This window comes from Paraburkholderia phenazinium, assembly GCF_900141745.1.
Taxonomy (GTDB): domain Bacteria; phylum Pseudomonadota; class Gammaproteobacteria; order Burkholderiales; family Burkholderiaceae; genus Paraburkholderia; species Paraburkholderia phenazinium_B.
Genome location: NZ_FSRM01000001.1, coordinates 1,950,343 through 1,965,861 on the forward strand (window position 1 = coordinate 1,950,343; position 15,519 = coordinate 1,965,861).

The window sequence follows — 15,519 nt, forward strand, 5'->3', positions numbered from 1 at the left end:
ACAGGAGCTAACTATGCCTAGAGTCAAACGTGGGGTTACCGCACGGGCCCGTCACAAGAAGATCATCAAGCTGGCCAAGGGTTACCGCGGCCGTCGCAATAACGTCTATCGCATCGCCAAGCAGGCGGTCATGCGCGCAGGCCAATACGCCTACCGCGATCGCCGCAACAAGAAGCGTGTGTTCCGTGCATTGTGGATCACGCGTATCAACGCGGCGGTGCGTCAGCACGACATGACGTACAGCGTGTTCATCAACGGCCTGAAGAAGGCTTCGATCGAACTCGACCGCAAGGTGCTGGCCGACATGGCTGTGTTCGACAAGGCTGCTTTTGCTGCGATCGTTCAGCAGGTGAAAGCCGCCGTTGCAGCCTGATTGCGCTTTGGGCAATTAAACTGCGTGGTTCGTTGTAGCGAACATCCGGTAGTCTCGGTGACGCTGCAACAAAAACGGGGCTCCTCACCGAGCCCCTTTTTTGTTGGTCGAACCAGTTTTGCATCGATTGAACACTGACGTTGAAATGATGGGATCAATGGATCTGGACCAGATTGTCGCTGACGCGCAAAAAGCCTTCGGGGAAGCCAACGACGTCACCACCCTCGAGAACGAGAAAGCCCGCTTTCTCGGCAAGTCGGGTGCGCTGACCGAACTGTTGAAGGGCCTTGGCAAACTCGATCCCGAGACGCGCAAGACCGAAGGCGCGCGGATCAACGTCGTCAAGCAGCAGGTGGAAGCCGCACTGACGGGCCGCCGTCAGGCACTTGCCGACGCGCTCTTGAACCAGCGCCTCGCCGCTGAAGCCATTGACGTCACGTTGCCCGGCCGCGGCCTTGGTGCAGGTAGCCTGCATCCGGTCATGCGCACGTGGGAACGCGTCGAACAGATTTTCCGTTCCATCGGATTCGATGTGGCCGACGGCCCCGAAATCGAAACCGACTGGTACAACTTCACCGCGTTGAACAGCCCGGAAAACCATCCGGCGCGTTCGATGCAAGACACCTTCTACGTAGACGACAAGGATGCCGACGGCCGCCAGTTGCTGTTGCGCACGCACACGAGCCCGATGCAGGTGCGCTACGCGCGCACCAACACGCCGCCGATCAAGGTGATCGTGCCCGGCCGCACGTACCGTGTGGACAGTGACGCGACGCACTCGCCGATGTTCAATCAGGTCGAAGGCCTGTGGATCGACGAGAACATCAGCTTCGCCGACCTGAAGGGCGTCTACACCGACTTCCTCAAGAAATTCTTTGAGCGTGACGACATCCTCGTACGCTTCCGTCCGTCGTACTTTCCGTTCACCGAACCGTCGGCTGAGATCGACATGTTGTTCGAAACGGGCAAGAACGCCGGCAAGTGGCTCGAGATCTCGGGTTCCGGCCAGGTTCACCCCACGGTGATCCGCAACATGGGCCTCGATCCGGAGCGTTACATCGGCTTTGCCTTCGGCAGTGGCCTCGAACGGCTGACGATGTTGCGCTACGGCGTGCAGGACTTGCGCCTGTTCTTCGAGAACGACCTGCGTTTCCTGCGGCAATTCGCTTAACGCTTCGAGCCGCGCACGTCGCCAGATGCATAGACGAAGGCAAGTGCGCGCCGCGAGCAGTGCCATCGGCAAGGGCGCCTGGTTACCGGAACACGGCAACCAACGAAGGCCCCGGCCGGATGTGGACTAACCTGATCAGAACGTACACAGAACCATGCAATTCCCGGAATCCTGGTTAAGAAGCTTTGTCGACCCGCAGATGACGACGGACGAGCTGTCGCACGCCCTGACGATGGCCGGCCTCGAAGTCGAAGGCCTGTCGCCCGCTGCGCCGGCGACCAAGAAGATCGTGGTTGGCCGGGTTCTCGAGGTGGTCAAGCACCCGGACGCGGACAAGCTCAACGTGTGTCAGGTCGACGCCGGCACAGGCGTGACGCTGAACATCGTCTGCGGCGCACCGAATGTGAAGCCGGGCATCAAGGTGCCGGTTGCGCTGGTGGGCGCAGAGCTGCCGCCGGCCGAAGAGGGCGGCGCGCCATTTGCGATCAAGCTCTCGAAGCTGCGTGGCGTGGAAAGCCAGGGCATGCTGTGCTCGGCACGCGAACTGAAGCTTTCGGAAGATCATAGCGGCCTCCTGATCCTGCCGGAAGATACGCCGATTGGCCAGGACATCCGCGAGACGCTGAACCTCGACGATACGATCTTCGAGATCAAGCTGACGCCGAACAAGGCAGACTGCCTGTCGGTGTTCGGCGTGGCGCGCGAAACGTCGGCCATCACCGGCGCGCCACTGCATGCGCTCGACATCAAGCCGGCCATCGTCAAGTTGAACGAAACATTGCCGGTGAAGATTTCGGCGCCGGACCTGTGCGGCCGTTTTTCGGGCCGCGTGATTCGCGGCGTGAATGCGCGCGCGAAGTCGCCGCAGTGGATGGTCGAGCGTCTGGAGCGCTCGGGCCAGCGCAGTATTTCTGCGCTGGTCGACATCTCGAACTACGTGATGCTCGAGCTGGGCCGTCCGTCGCACGTGTTCGATCTGGACAAGATCCACGGCAGCATGGATGTACGCTGGGGCCGAAAGGGCGAGACGCTCAAGCTGTTGAACGGCAACACCGTCGAGCTCGATGAGACGGTCGGCGTGATTGCAGACGATCAGCACATCGAAAGTCTCGCGGGCATCATGGGCGGCGACAGCACGGCCGTGACGCTCGACACCACCAACATCTATCTCGAAGCCGCGTTCTGGTGGCCCGATAGCATTCGCGGCCGCTCGCGCAAGTACAACTTCTCGACTGACGCAGGCCATCGCTTCGAGCGCGGCGTCGACTACGCGACAACCGTCGAGCATATCGAGCGCATCACGCAGCTGATCCTCGATATCTGCGGTGGCGAGGCCGGTCCCGTCGACGATCAGATCGTCAACGTGCCGCAGCGCGCGCCGGTGAAGATGCGCGTCGCGCGTGCGAACCGCATCATCGGCGTTGCGATCAGTGCAGATGAGATCGCGCAGATCTTCACGCGTCTTGGCCTCGCGTTCGAGCGCGAAGGCGACGTGTTCTCCGTGACGCCGCCGTCGTACCGCTTCGACATCGAGATCGAAGAAGACCTGATCGAAGAAGTCGCGCGCATCTACGGCTTCGAAAAGATTCCGGCGCGTCCGCCTGTGGCCACTAGCGAGATGCGCGCGACCAACGAAACGCAGCGCTCGCTCCACGATATCCGGCATGCGCTCGCCGCGCGCGACTACGCTGAAACTGTGAACTTCAGCTTCGTCGACGCGCAATGGGAGCTGGATTTCGCCGGTAACGACAAGCCCGTACGCCTGCTGAATCCGATCGCAATCCAGCTTTCGGTGATGCGCACGACGCTGATCGGCAGCCTGATCGACGTGCTGCGTACGAATCTGAGCCGCCGTGCCGCGGACCGCGTGCGCGTGTTCGAGGTGGGCCGCGTGTTCTTGCACGATCCCGCCATCAAGGCGGGTGAGTTGCAGGTCGAAGGCTTCTCGCAGCCGAAGATGTTCGGCGCGCTCGCCTATGGTCCGGTGCAGGACGAACAATGGGGCGCGGCGACGCGCACCGTCGACTACTTCGACGTCAAGGGCGATCTGGAAGCCTTGCTGTCGCCAGCTGTGGCACGCTTTGTGAAAGCGGAGCATCCGGCGCTGCATCCGGGACGCAGCGCGCGCGTTGAATTGAATGGCCGCGCAGTGGGCTGGATTGGCGAATTGCATCCGCGTTGGATGCAGCAATATGATTTGCCGCATGCGCCGATTCTGTTTGAAATCGAAGCAGATGCATTAATTCAGCGTGCATTGCCGGTACCGTCGGAAGTGTCGAAGTTTCCGCCGGTGCGTCGCGATATCGCCGTGGTCGTCGATCAAAAAATCGAAGTCCAGGCACTGCTTGACGAGATGCAAAAGGCGCTTTCGGAAGACGCCTGCAAGACTGTCAGAAGGGTTGCGCTTTTCGACGAATTCCGTCCAAAATCAACTACTTCCGGCGGGTTAGCAGCCCATGAGAAAAGCCTTGCGTTCCGTGTGACCTTGCAAGATACTGGCGGGACCCTTCAGGACGAGACGGTCGATCTGGCCATTCAAACCCTGGTGGATCGTCTGGCTCGAGTATATGGCGCACGGTTGCGCGGATAACCCGCGGAGACTCTCAAAGCGGCGATTTCCGCAATTCTTCGTTTCTGGTTGGCGCGCCATTTGATAGATATGAATGAAATGAACTCGAGTGATTTCGAAGCCCTTCTTACGGCGCAGCGTAGCGCCATGATTCGCGATATTCCGACATCACCCGCTAACACTTCGGCGGAAACGCCCACGCTCACCAAGGCCGAGCTTGCCGAGTTGCTGTTCGACAATGTCGGACTCAACAAGCGGGAAGCGAAGGACATGGTGGAGGCGTTCTTCGAGGTGATTCGCGATGCGCTGGAGAGCGGAGATAGCGTGAAGCTGTCGGGCTTCGGTAACTTTCAGTTACGCGACAAGCCCCAGCGTCCTGGCCGCAATCCGAAGACCGGCGAGGCGATTCCGATTGCTGCTCGCCGCGTTGTGACGTTCCATGCAAGTCAAAAGCTGAAGGCGCTGGTCGAGACCGGCGCCGAGGCGAGCTTCGCGCGCTGATCGACTGGCGCGTTCCTGCGCAACCCACCACGACGGCTAACTGACGATGACAGCGACGATCGAAAAAGTCGTCTTGCCTCCGATTCCGGCGAAGCGCTACTTCACCATTGGTGAAGTGAGCGAGCTGTGCGGTGTGAAGCCGCATGTGCTGCGGTATTGGGAGCAGGAGTTCACGCAGTTGAGGCCGGTGAAGCGGCGCGGTAACCGCCGTTATTACCAGCATCATGAGGTGCTGTTGATCAGGCGGATTCGCGAGCTGTTGTACGAGCAGGGCTTCACGATCAACGGTGCGCGAAACCGGCTCGATTCGCATGGTGCAGTGCATGGTGGGCCGGCGGATGATGTGGTGGAAGAGGGCGAGGTGGTCGAGGCGCCGCCCGCGAAAACAGCCACGGTGGATGTTGATCAGTTGCGCAAGGAATTGCTGCATGTGATCGATCTGCTGGGCCGGTAATCTTTTGAAGTACGAATAGCGACCGCGCTTCGCAGTTTTGTTGGTGGCTGCAGGTTCTAATCGATTGAAGTGTCTGTTATAATTTTTAGCTGTTCGGGGCGTAGCGCAGCCTGGTAGCGTACCTGCATGGGGTGCAGGTGGTCGGAGGTTCAAATCCTCTCGCCCCGACCAAAGATCAAAACCCGCACAGTCGCAAGGCTGTGCGGGTTTTTCTTTGGCGCCGACGTTTTACGCGCCGTTGGCCGGATATCAGATGTCGATTCGTGTCCCAATCGCAACGTAGTCAATGTTCAAAAAAATACTTGGCTATACTAAGCATCTGACATTCGATCCCCAGAGCCTCGAAACAGATCCAGAACAAGAGAATCGCGCATGCATCGTTTGCACGATGCCACGGGTCCACCAGCCTAATCCCCGTAGCAAGTTATATAACCGAAGCGCACATTGGCCTGCAGTTTCTTCAGTTCCTCACGTCACCGTCTTTCCGGGAAATCGACTTTACTATCCGCTTACCGTCAGCGTGGTCAATAACCAAAAAAGGCGCGAAGCGACTCGACTACAAGTTTTTTTGGACTAGTCTTAAGTCGCTAAGCCGTGCCGCGCACGGGCTATTTTCATTCCGCCGCGTCCGCACCAGATTGATGTGAACAGCATCCGGAGGCACTCCATGCATGAAGAGAAAATACGTGAAGCCCTGACTGCCCACTGGCAGGCGTCGGCGAGCGGCAATCTCGACGCAGAGCACGATATTTACGATGACGACGCCATCTGTGACTATCCTCAATCCGGCGAACGAATCGTCGGCCGGAAAAATCTGCAAGCACTGCGGGGTCATCATCCAGGAAAGCCAGCAGGTTTTAACGTGAGGCGTATTCAGGGAGAAGGCAATCTCTGGGTCACGGAATACACCATCATGTATGAAGGGCGAGCGGCCTACACAGTCAGCATCATGGAGTTCCGCGACGGCAAGGTCGTCCACGAGACCCAGTATTTTTCGGATCCGTTTGACGCGCCGGACTGGCGCAGCCAATGGGTTCAGCAGATGGCGTGAGAGCACATCGGAGCGAGAAATAACGCGACGAGCCTGCGCATTACCAACCCAGATTTCAACGAGGATGTGAGATGACTAATCAGACGGACAAGCAATCGTTGCTGCGCCTGCTGGGCATCGAAAAGCCCATCATTCAGGCGCCGATGGCCGGTGTGAGCACACCGGCGCTGGCAGCTGCCGTTTCGAATGCTGGCGGCCTTGGCTCGCTCGGCGTTGGCGCAATGAACGCAGCGGGTGCGCGCAAGGTGATCGCGGAAACCCGCGCACTGACCGCGAAACCGTTCAATATCAACGTGTTCTGCCACAGCCCTGCGACGTCAAACGCAGCGGTGGAGCAACAATGGTTGAGCTGGCTCGCGCCGCAGTTCGAGCAATACGGAGCGAAGCCGCCTGCGTCGCTGTCGGAGATCTACACGAGCTTTGTCGCAGACGAGGCCATGTTGGACGTGTTCCTCGAGGACAAACCGGCGGTCGTCAGTTTTCACTTTGGCCTGCCGTCCGCGGAAGTGATCGGCGCACTTAAAAACGCGGGGATCAGGCTGCTCGCTGCGGTGACGAATCTGCAGGAAGCTGCGCAGGTCGCAGCGGCGGGCGTGGACGCAATCGTCGCGCAAGGCATCGAAGCCGGCGGCCACCGCGGCGTCTTCGATCCGGATGCGCGCGACGACCGCTTGGGCACGTTTGCATTGACGCGTCTGTTGGTCAAGGAATTCCCTCTGCCGGTGATCGCCGCAGGCGGCATCATGGACGGTGCGGGTATTGCCGCTGCGCTTGCATTGGGCGCTCAGGCGGCTCAACTCGGAACGGCTTTTGTGGCCTGCCCGGAAACATCGATCGACGATGGTTACCGGCGTGCGATGCTTGGCGAGTCGGCGCGCCATACGACGTTCACGAAAGCCATCTCCGGACGTGTGGCGCGAAGCATGGTGAACCGCTTCACGGAACTGGAAGACCACGTAGGCGCCCCGCAGCCGCCGGCGTATCCGATTGCCTACGATGCAGGAAAAGCACTTCACGCGGCAGCCAAAGCGAAGGGAGAATTCGGCTATGGTGCGCAGTGGGCGGGGCAGGCGGCGGCGCTCGCCAGATCGTTACCCGCGGCAGAGTTGTTCGCCCAGTTGGAGAGCGAACTGCGAGAAAGCATCAGGCAATTGCAACAGGTTGGCGGATAAGGATTCGCCTCCGGCATCACGCGTGAAGCACGAAGGTGTTTTCTGACACCGCGTGCTTAAACGCCGCCCACGTCGAACCTTATGCCAAGGCGTCGCTCGCGGACAGCAGTTCGAGATCGACGCCGTGAGTCAGGTCGAGCGGCAGCAGACGCGGCGCCGCACTTCCCGCACCGTGCAGCACAATCCCGAACACGCCTTCGCCACGCAATGCCAGACGGTTCTCGACCTGAGCCGCCAGAGCCGCTCCGTTTGCGCCACCCGAGGGCGTCAGTAGCGTAAGCGTTGTCGCGCCGATCGAAAAGCTTGCGAACGAAACGCCGTGATCGGGAAATGCCGACCGCTGTATCTGAAGCGGTTCGCCCAGCAGTGCGCGGTACCGGCCGATGCTGGTGTCGAGATCGCGAACGGCGATCTTGAGCGCCGATATGCCGCGCGCGCCATTGGGATGGTTGCGCACTTCGCCTTCGGCTACGCGCAAATGGCGAGGCGTGATGTCTCCGCAAAGAAACGGCAGATCGGGCGTCGCCGGTTTTCCCAGTTGCCACACGAGGCGTTCGCCGTCTGGCCGCACCCGCCCACCGTCGATGGGTCCTTCATAGCTAAGCCCGCGCTGCCGCGCACCATCGACGACGGCCTGCACCGATTCTGGCAGCAGCGCAAAATCGACGAGTCCGTCGCCGGCCCGATTGCCCTCATCCCACCAGCGATGCTCGGGCGCGTTGCGCAGAAACGCAATCAACTCGAAGTAGCTGCCGTCCTCGAAACCGATCAGCGCGTTGTGCGTTTCTCCGTCGGCGTGTGTGCCGCCGCGCTGAACGGTAAAACCCAGTTCGCTGTAGTCGGCGATGGTCTGCTCGAGATCGCGCACACGAATTACAACGTGGTCAAGGGAAAGAGTCATCGCGTGAGGAGAGTGATGTGGGCCAACGTGGCGAAAAGTCTCGGCGAAAAGAGGCCGCCAGTCAATTCGTGTTAAGCGAAAAGTGCAATGCGGCCGAGGTGGTGCGAGAGGGCGTGATCGAGCGCTGTCGCGGATTCCCCCCTCGCGGCAATGCTACGAGCCTGCCGGATAATCGGTCGAAAACGCGAGGTCTTTCTGTGCTTCCAGCGCAGCGAGACGGTCGCTCAGTTGCTTGTGCATGACGTTATACGCATCACTCCCCAGCGCCAGACGTTTGGGAGCAGGGTTCTGATCGACGCTGGCAATCATGATTTCGACCATCTTCACCGGATCGCCGATCGGCTGGCTGGTTCCTTCCTCGATGGTCCGATGCGCCATGCGTGCCGGTGACACATCGTAGGCCTCGAGCTTTGGCGAGAGCCTGGCGCTGTGATAGCGAAAGTTCGTGCGCGCGCCGCCCGGTTCGACCAGCGTGCAACCAATGTTGAACACGGCCACCTCCAGCCCGACTGCGTCAATGAATCCCTCGATCCCCCATTTGCCCGCATGGTAGAGCGATCCACCGGGAAACACCGCCTGCCCGCCTATCGTGGACAGCTGGATAATCCGTCCACCGCCCTGGTGTCGCAGATGAGGAAGCGCGGCGCGAACGGTTTGAATCGAGCCAAGCAGGTTCGTGTCGATCTGGTGGGCGATCTGTTCGTCGGTCATTTCTTCGGCCGCGCCGAATAGCCCATATCCCGCGTTGCTCACCACGACATCGATGCGTCCAAGGTCGCGGAACGCAAGGTCGACGACCTCACGAATCGCGGGGGTGTCTGTCAAATCGAGCCTGGCAAGCCAGAGCGCATCGCCATGGCGTGCCTTGAGATCGGCCATCGAATCCAGGTTACGTACCGTACCGGCGACGCGGTCCCCTCGAGCAAGCAGTTGCTCTGTCATAAGACGGCCGAAACCGCTGTTCACTCCAGTGATAAACCAGCTGCGCTTCATGATGTTGAGATCCTCTCCGATCTGATCGGGTTACGGTTCCGTCTGACAATGGGCCAGGCAGTCAACGAAGCTTAAGACTCGCATCTCAGATTTTGAATACTTGAAAGTCGACATTTCTTGCGCCAAAATCTGACGATCATGATCGATCCCTTCTCCGATTTTCTGAGCCTCATGGGCGCGCGGTCCGTCATTTCGGGTGGACTGGTTGCCGGCGGCGCCTGGGCAATCAATTTCCCGCGAGCGAATACGGTCAAGTTCTGGGGCGTGGCACGGGGCAGTTGCTGGATGCTGTTTGAAGGCGACACGGCTCCCATTCGTATCGAAAGCGGCGACGTGTTTCTGCTCTGCGAGCCGCGCTCACATGTCCTCGGCAGCGACCTGGAAGCGGAGCGCGTCGATCTCGACGAAGTCCTCGAAGGCCGTGTCGGCAACATGGTTCATCACGGAGACGGCGACGAGTTTTTCATGATCGGCGGCAAGGTCGAACTGAACATCGCGTCCAGCCAGCTTCTGCTAGACGCGTTGCCGCCGCTGATTCACGTGCGCGGGACATCGAGCCAGGCGCAGGCTCTTCGCTGGCTGCTCGATCAACTCGTGCGGGAGCGGCAAGACGCGCTTCCCGGAGCGCACGTTGCGTCGAATGAACTTGCGCATCTGATGTTCATCCAGATACTGCGGGCGCACTTCGAGGCAGGCGGATTCCAGCCTGCCGGCTGGCTGCGCGTCCTGAGCGACAAGCGTCTCGTGCCGGTGCTCCAGCTGATGCATGGGGACCCTGGCCGCGTGTGGCAACTCCAGGAGCTGGCACAAGCCGCGTCGATGTCTCGCGCGACGTTTGCCGCTTACTTCAAGACGGTCGCGGGAATGTCACCGCTTTCGTATCTGACGAAATGGCGGATGCACCTTGCACAGCGCGCTCTTCTCGAGAGCCGCACGCACATCAATGTGCTGGCACGCTCGCTCGGCTATGGCTCCGAGAGCGCGTTCAGCAATGCCTTCAGGCGTGTCGTCGGACGCTCGCCGACGGACTTTCGGGTACAGGCGGTGAAGGAAGTTGCGACTGGGCATGGGGCTTAGCTGCACGGTGTGACCGACGACGTCCGCTACCAGGCCGTTCCCGTCAGCTAGCAACCTACCCGGCGCGACTCATTTGAGGCTGCCCGCAAACCTCTCGGCTAACCGCTCCCGCTCGAACGCCTCGACGATGAAGTCGACAAAAACCCGTGTCTTCGCCGGCAGCAGCGCTCGCGTCGCGTAGTAGATCGAGATTGCCCCGGCGTCCGCGTACCAGCGCGGTAGCAAGCGCACGAGTTCTCCCCGCTCAATCGAGGCCAGCACGTCTGACACGGCCAGCAGCGTTACACCCAGTCCGAGAATCGCCGCTTCGCGCATCGCCGCCGGGTCGTTGACCATAATGTTCTCGCCAAGCCGCGCGGGCATCTCATTGCCCGCCGCGTCACGCATGTTGCGATGGCGCACGCGGCCCGTGCGGCCCGAGCGCATCACGATGCCATCGAGGCCCTCGAGATCGCGGGGATCGCCCGGCTTTTTGCGGCCAGCCATGTAAGCCGGAGACGCAACCGCCACGAGATGCGCAGGCGCCAACGGGCGCGACACGACGCCCGGTGCGAGGTCGAAGCCGCCACCCAACGCTGCGTCATATCCCTCTTCAATCAGGTCAACCGGCCGGTTCTCGAACTGCCAATCCGGCCGAATCATTGGATAGCGTACGAGGAATGCCGGCAGCAGCGGCATGACGTACGTGATACCGAACGTTGGCGCCATGCTGACCCTCAGCACGCCGGCGGGCTCGCTGCGATCGTTCGAGACGGACGCGATGGCCGCCTGCAGCGCCTCCAGGTTGCCGCCGATTTCCATGAGAAAGCGCTCGCCCGCCTCGCTCAACGTGAGCTTGCGTGTCGAGCGCTGGAACAGGCGCACGCCCAGATTGCGTTCGAGCAATGCGACGTTCCGGCTGACCGCCGCGGGCGTCAGCGAAAGACGCCGGGCAGCCGCGGAGAAGCTTCCCGCTTCGGCGCTGCGGACAAACGACTCGAGGTTGGCGAGGGTTTCCATACGGGAATCTTAAAGCATTGATTGAAAATAATTCAAGCGATTCCCAGCTAATCATCAGGCAATAAAGGCGGCAAGATTCGTTCACATAGCGCTGGGAACGAGCCTCGCATCTCTTTCCCCTTGCCGGCACCGGCGGCGGCTTTACCACCTGATTCATCACTCTTCACCAGGAGCATCGTTATGAGCACCATCGGTATCATCGGAGCAGGCGCCATTGGGTCCGCGTTCGCGAAAGCGCTGGCGGGCAAAGGTCTGGAAGCCATCATCGCGAACAGCCGGGGCCCGGCTTCGCTCGCAGACCTCGCGCGCGAGCTCGGTCCCACGATCACGCCGGGAACGCGCGAACAGGCGGCCGCGCAGGACGTCGTCCTTGTCGCAGTCAACTGGTCGAAGCTGCCGGCCGCGCTGGCTGGCCTGCCGGATTTCGGCGGACGCATCGTGATCGACGCGAACAACCCGATCGAGGCGCCGTTGTTCAAGCCGGCCGAACTGAATGGCCGGACGTCGAGCGAAATCTTTTCGGAACACGTGCCGGGCGCGCGCGTCGTGAAGGCGTTCAGTCATCTGCCGGCGCACCTCATCTCCGACGATCCACAGGCCGAAGGCGGACGCCGGGTACTGTTCGTCGCGGGAGACGACGCACAGGCGAAAGCGGCGGTGAGCCGGCTGATCGAGCGGCTGGGTTTCTTCGGTATCGATCTGGGCTCGCTCGTGGCGGGAGGCCAGTTGGTTCAAATCCCGGGCGGCCCGTTGCCGGTGCACAATCTCGTCAAACTGGAGTAGTCGGTGCGGGGCGCGGCGTGCTGTCGCCGGATGGAATGACACGGTGCGACTGTATCGGCCGCGCGCGGAAATCCCCAGCGGAACGCGGACTTTCCCATGTTGCGATATTCTCCAAGCTCATTCTCCGCTGGCCGATGCGCGCCCCGAATCGCGGTGTGGCCCGTCGCGCCAGCCCTCACCGAGGACTACCATGGCGATCGACTCTTCCACTTCTCCCGTCTGGTTCATCACTGGCTGTTCGACCGGTTTCGGTCGGGAAATTGCACAGGCTGTACTCGCGCGTGGCTGGCGTGCTGTCGTCACTGCGCGCGCTCCTGATACGGTCGCCGATCTGGCGAGCGCACATCCCGAACACGCTCTGTCACTCAAACTTGATGTGACCTCGCCCGAGGGCGTGACCGCAGCCGTTGCGCAGGCGAAGGCTGCATTTGGCCGCATCGATGTGCTCGTGAACAATGCAGGCTATGGTTATCTGTCAGCGGTTGAAGAAGGTGAAGATGACGAAGTACGCGCCATGTTCGAGGTGAATTTTTTTGGCGCAGTCAGTACGATCAAAGCCGTATTGCCTTTGATGCGGGAGCAGCGAGCGGGACACATCGTCAATATCACCTCGGTTGGAGGACTGGTCGGTAATCCGGGCAGCGGTTATTACGCCGCTACCAAGTTCGCGCTGGAGGGGCTTGGAGAAGCCCTCGCGCGTGAGACTGCCGAGCTAGGCATCAAAGTGACAACGGTCGAGCCGGGGCCGTTCCGGACCGACTGGGCGGGGCGGTCGCTCAAGCAGACGCGCCGGTCGATCGACGCGTACGCATCCATCGCGGGGAAGCGCCGCGCGCAAGTGGCGGCGGATAGCGGGCGGCAACCGGGAGATCCCGCACGTGCCGCACAGGCGATCATCGCCGCCGTCGAAGCAAAGGTGCCGCCATCGAATCTTGTTTTGGGCAAACCCGGGTTGGAAGCAGTCCGAACGAAACTGGGCAGGCTGCAGAACGATTTGAATAACTGGGAAGCCACGACTATCGGCGCGGATTTTCCTGACTGATGTCGCGCACGGTATCGCGATGTGCTTTTCTCACGCCCGTGTCCTGCAGAGTGCGTAGTAGAAGTTTTACATCGTCCCTGGTATCTAGCGGTCATGTCGCCTTGGCCGCCAGTTATCACGGTCTCCTGACATTCAATTGCGCATGCTGGCCGCGTGAGCGCCTTCGCGTGGATTCCGGTCGCGCGGCACGGTGCTTGCTGCATTCATAGTCAAGCAGGCGGCGACCGTCTGCGTCTATATTCCAGCCCAATCAAGGAGGGACGGATCATGAATAAGGCAACCAGCACATTAATCGCGGCCGTGGCCGCACTCACGCTGTCGGGCGGCGCTTATGCACAGGCGGCCGGAGGCTCGAGCGGTGGCGGTACGTCGGGCAGCACCGCTAGCCCTGCGAATCAGGTGAACCAGATGAATAATTCAACCAGCGGCTACGGCACGCCGGGCGTCAACAATTCGGACAGCGGCATGGCCGCCGGTGCGCCGAACTCGGGCCTGCCGAATGGTACAAATGGCAACTCGACGTCTGGCATCAGCGCTCCCAAGACCAATAACACGCTGGCGACCCCGAGCGTAGTGTCGCCGGCTGCAGGGCAACAGTAAAAACTAAGGATGGCAAACTAACTGCACGAGATCTGTAGATCTGAAGTGCGGGTTCTTAATTTTCCACAGTAGTAAGAAAGGCCGCTGCCCTCAAGGACAGCGGCTTTTTGTTTTTCCATTGGCACTTCGTGGCGGCTTGCGGCGCGCCAATCGTACAGATACCCCTACCCCCTATGCTACACTTGCGGCTATTACATACCCCACTGGGGTATTCGGAGGGCGCACGGTGAGTCACACAATCCAGGAAAAACAGAAGCTTCTTAATAGGGTCCGCCGCATCAAGGGACAGGTTGAAGCCATCGAGCGGGCGCTCGAGGGAGAGCACGGTTGCTCCGACGTGCTGCAACGGATCACGAGTTGTCGAGGAGCGATGAACGGTCTGCTGGCGGTTGTACTGGAAGACCACATCAGGAACCACCTTGTCGACGCCGAAAACGGCGAGGAGGGTGGCGCCAGCGCAACGGAACAACTCATCGAAGTTGTTCATAGCTATTTCAAGTAGAGTTAAAGATGAGCGATTTCAAAGACGCTGCATTCGGCGCAGGACATGACCACATCTTTCTGGGCGCCGGTCACGAAAAGAACGAGCGCAAGACGTGGGCCGTGATTGCACTATGCAGCGCGATGATGCTGATTGAAATTGTCGGCGGCAGTATGTTTGGGTCGTTGGCGCTCGTCGCCGACGGTCTGCATATGTCGACGCATGCCGGCGCGATGTTGATTGCAGCGCTTGCGTACACCTACGCGCGTAAGCATGCCAGCGACACCCGCTTCGTGTTCGGCACCGGCAAACTTGGTGACCTCGCAGGGTTCACGAGTGCCATCGTGCTCGCGATGATCGCGGTGCTGATTGGCTACGAGGCGGTCTCGCGCTTTCTGTCACCGGTATCCATTCATTTCGGTGAAGCCATTCCCATCGCGGTGGTCGGCCTGCTTGTCAATCTGGCGAGCGTGTGGCTGCTGAGCGGCGGCGATCACGGACATAGCCACGGTCATAGCCATGGACACGGCCATGGGCATGGTCATGGTCATGATGACCACGCCCACGAAACGGAAGTGAAGACGATTTTCGCCTCATCCGGCGTGTTTGCCGTTTCCATCTTTGAGGACGGCGTGCCACCCGTTTTCCGCATTGCGCCAGCGACGGACGGTTCGCGGCTGCATGCCTCTGCCGTTTCAGTTACGACGGTGCGGCCCGATGGGACAGAGCAGGTATTCGCGATGGCGGACCGTGGCGGGTATCTGGAATCGATGGAAGATATTCCTGAGCCGCACGCCTTCAGGGTCATCGTGAGAATGCCGGACAGCGAGCACGAAGTCGAATTCGAAGAACATGAATCCCACGACGACGAGCATGAAGCAGCGACGCGCGACCATAACATCAGGTCCGCCTATATCCATGTGATGGCGGATGCGGCGGTCTCAGTGCTAGCTATCATCGGTCTCGTACTGGCACGCGCATTTGGCTGGCTCTGGATGGACCCACTCGCCGGTGTCATCGGCGCGCTGGTGATTGCAAACTGGTCGTACGGCCTGATGCGCGACACGGGTGCGATCCTGCTCGACATGAACCCCGACCGGCGCATGGCGGAGAACGTGCGTCACGCGATCGAGGACCGCGGCGACAAGGTGGTCGACCTGCATATATGGCGGGTCGGCCCCGGTCACATGAGCGCCGTGGTGTCAGTGGCAACGGATGAAACCCAGCGAGACTCGCGCTTCTATCATGCGGTGCTCAGACGCTTCAAGGGGCTGTCTCACGTCACTGTTGAGGTTCAACCGTTACAGGCGGCGGCCTGACAGCGGGCAGTCAAGTCACCAGCGCCGACTGAG

16 protein-coding genes and 1 tRNA gene are annotated in these 15,519 nt (G+C 60.6%); 14 read left to right on the forward strand and 3 right to left on the reverse strand.

Annotation, left to right across the window (positions count from 1 at the left end; translation table 11 throughout):
• Positions 1-13: 13 nt before the first annotated feature.
• The 8 genes from rplT to BUS06_RS09120 all read left to right on the forward strand — a co-directional run bounded on the left by rplT (position 14) and on the right by BUS06_RS09120 (position 7,291).
• The gene (rplT, locus tag BUS06_RS09085; protein ID WP_006052502.1) at positions 14-373 is read left to right on the forward strand and encodes a 50S ribosomal protein L20; all 360 of its coding nucleotides are present in this window, start codon (positions 14-16) and stop codon (positions 371-373) included.
• A gap of 157 nt (positions 374-530) precedes the next feature.
• Entirely contained in the window at positions 531-1,544 is a 1,014-nt protein-coding gene (pheS, locus tag BUS06_RS09090) for a phenylalanine--tRNA ligase subunit alpha (protein WP_074263969.1), read from the forward strand.
• A gap of 154 nt (positions 1,545-1,698) precedes the next feature.
• A complete protein-coding gene (pheT, locus tag BUS06_RS09095) occupies positions 1,699-4,134 on the forward strand; it encodes a phenylalanine--tRNA ligase subunit beta (RefSeq protein WP_074263970.1) in 2,436 nt (811 codons plus the stop codon).
• 69 nt (positions 4,135-4,203) lie between these two features.
• Positions 4,204-4,614: an integration host factor subunit alpha gene (locus BUS06_RS09100; protein WP_074263971.1), complete on the forward strand. Its 411-nt coding sequence runs from the start codon at positions 4,204-4,206 to the stop codon at positions 4,612-4,614.
• A gap of 46 nt (positions 4,615-4,660) precedes the next feature.
• Positions 4,661-5,068 (forward strand): MerR family transcriptional regulator, encoded by a 408-nt coding sequence (locus BUS06_RS09105; RefSeq protein ID WP_074263972.1) that lies wholly within the window; start codon positions 4,661-4,663, stop codon positions 5,066-5,068.
• Positions 5,069-5,162: 94 nt separating this feature from the next.
• Positions 5,163-5,239: transfer RNA gene (locus tag BUS06_RS09110), tRNA-Pro, on the forward strand.
• 496 nt (positions 5,240-5,735) lie between these two features.
• Positions 5,736-6,119, forward strand: a complete 384-nt coding sequence (locus BUS06_RS09115) for a nuclear transport factor 2 family protein (protein ID WP_074263973.1) — start codon at positions 5,736-5,738, stop codon at positions 6,117-6,119.
• A gap of 71 nt (positions 6,120-6,190) precedes the next feature.
• Positions 6,191-7,291: an NAD(P)H-dependent flavin oxidoreductase gene (locus BUS06_RS09120; RefSeq protein ID WP_074263974.1), complete on the forward strand. Its 1,101-nt coding sequence runs from the start codon at positions 6,191-6,193 to the stop codon at positions 7,289-7,291.
• Positions 7,292-7,370: 79 nt separating this feature from the next.
• Here the strand turns inward: BUS06_RS09120 and BUS06_RS09125 are convergent, their stop codons facing one another.
• Both BUS06_RS09125 and BUS06_RS09130 read right to left on the reverse strand, forming a co-directional pair.
• The gene (locus BUS06_RS09125; RefSeq protein WP_074263975.1) at positions 7,371-8,192 is read right to left on the reverse strand and encodes a VOC family protein; all 822 of its coding nucleotides are present in this window, start codon (positions 8,190-8,192) and stop codon (positions 7,371-7,373) included.
• A 153-nt stretch (positions 8,193-8,345) separates the two neighbouring features.
• On the reverse strand, positions 8,346-9,185 hold the full coding sequence (locus BUS06_RS09130; RefSeq protein ID WP_074263976.1) for an SDR family oxidoreductase: 840 nt from the start codon (positions 9,183-9,185) through the stop codon (positions 8,346-8,348).
• 138 nt (positions 9,186-9,323) lie between these two features.
• Between BUS06_RS09130 and BUS06_RS09135 the strand changes: the two genes are divergently transcribed.
• Positions 9,324-10,262, forward strand: a complete 939-nt coding sequence (locus tag BUS06_RS09135; RefSeq protein WP_074265987.1) for an AraC family transcriptional regulator — start codon at positions 9,324-9,326, stop codon at positions 10,260-10,262.
• Positions 10,263-10,331: 69 nt separating this feature from the next.
• On the opposite strand, the gene BUS06_RS09140 is transcribed toward BUS06_RS09135, so the two are convergent.
• On the reverse strand, positions 10,332-11,261 hold the full coding sequence (locus BUS06_RS09140) for a LysR family transcriptional regulator (protein WP_074263977.1): 930 nt from the start codon (positions 11,259-11,261) through the stop codon (positions 10,332-10,334).
• Between the two features lie 180 nt (positions 11,262-11,441).
• Here BUS06_RS09140 and BUS06_RS09145 point away from each other — a divergent pair, with 180 nt between their 5' ends.
• The 5 genes from BUS06_RS09145 to dmeF all read left to right on the forward strand — a co-directional run bounded on the left by BUS06_RS09145 (position 11,442) and on the right by dmeF (position 15,486).
• Positions 11,442-12,044: an NADPH-dependent F420 reductase gene (locus tag BUS06_RS09145; protein WP_074263978.1), complete on the forward strand. Its 603-nt coding sequence runs from the start codon at positions 11,442-11,444 to the stop codon at positions 12,042-12,044.
• 196 nt (positions 12,045-12,240) lie between these two features.
• Positions 12,241-13,086 carry an oxidoreductase gene (locus BUS06_RS09150; RefSeq protein ID WP_074265988.1) on the forward strand — a complete coding sequence of 282 codons (846 nt, stop codon included), beginning with the start codon at positions 12,241-12,243 and terminating at the stop codon, positions 13,084-13,086.
• A 267-nt stretch (positions 13,087-13,353) separates the two neighbouring features.
• Positions 13,354-13,686: a hypothetical protein gene (locus tag BUS06_RS09155; RefSeq protein WP_074263979.1), complete on the forward strand. Its 333-nt coding sequence runs from the start codon at positions 13,354-13,356 to the stop codon at positions 13,684-13,686.
• A 226-nt stretch (positions 13,687-13,912) separates the two neighbouring features.
• Positions 13,913-14,188: a metal/formaldehyde-sensitive transcriptional repressor gene (locus BUS06_RS09160; protein WP_074263980.1), complete on the forward strand. Its 276-nt coding sequence runs from the start codon at positions 13,913-13,915 to the stop codon at positions 14,186-14,188.
• 8 nt (positions 14,189-14,196) lie between these two features.
• The gene (gene dmeF, locus BUS06_RS09165) at positions 14,197-15,486 is read left to right on the forward strand and encodes a CDF family Co(II)/Ni(II) efflux transporter DmeF (RefSeq protein ID WP_074263981.1); all 1,290 of its coding nucleotides are present in this window, start codon (positions 14,197-14,199) and stop codon (positions 15,484-15,486) included.
• Positions 15,487-15,519: the final 33 nt, after the last annotated feature.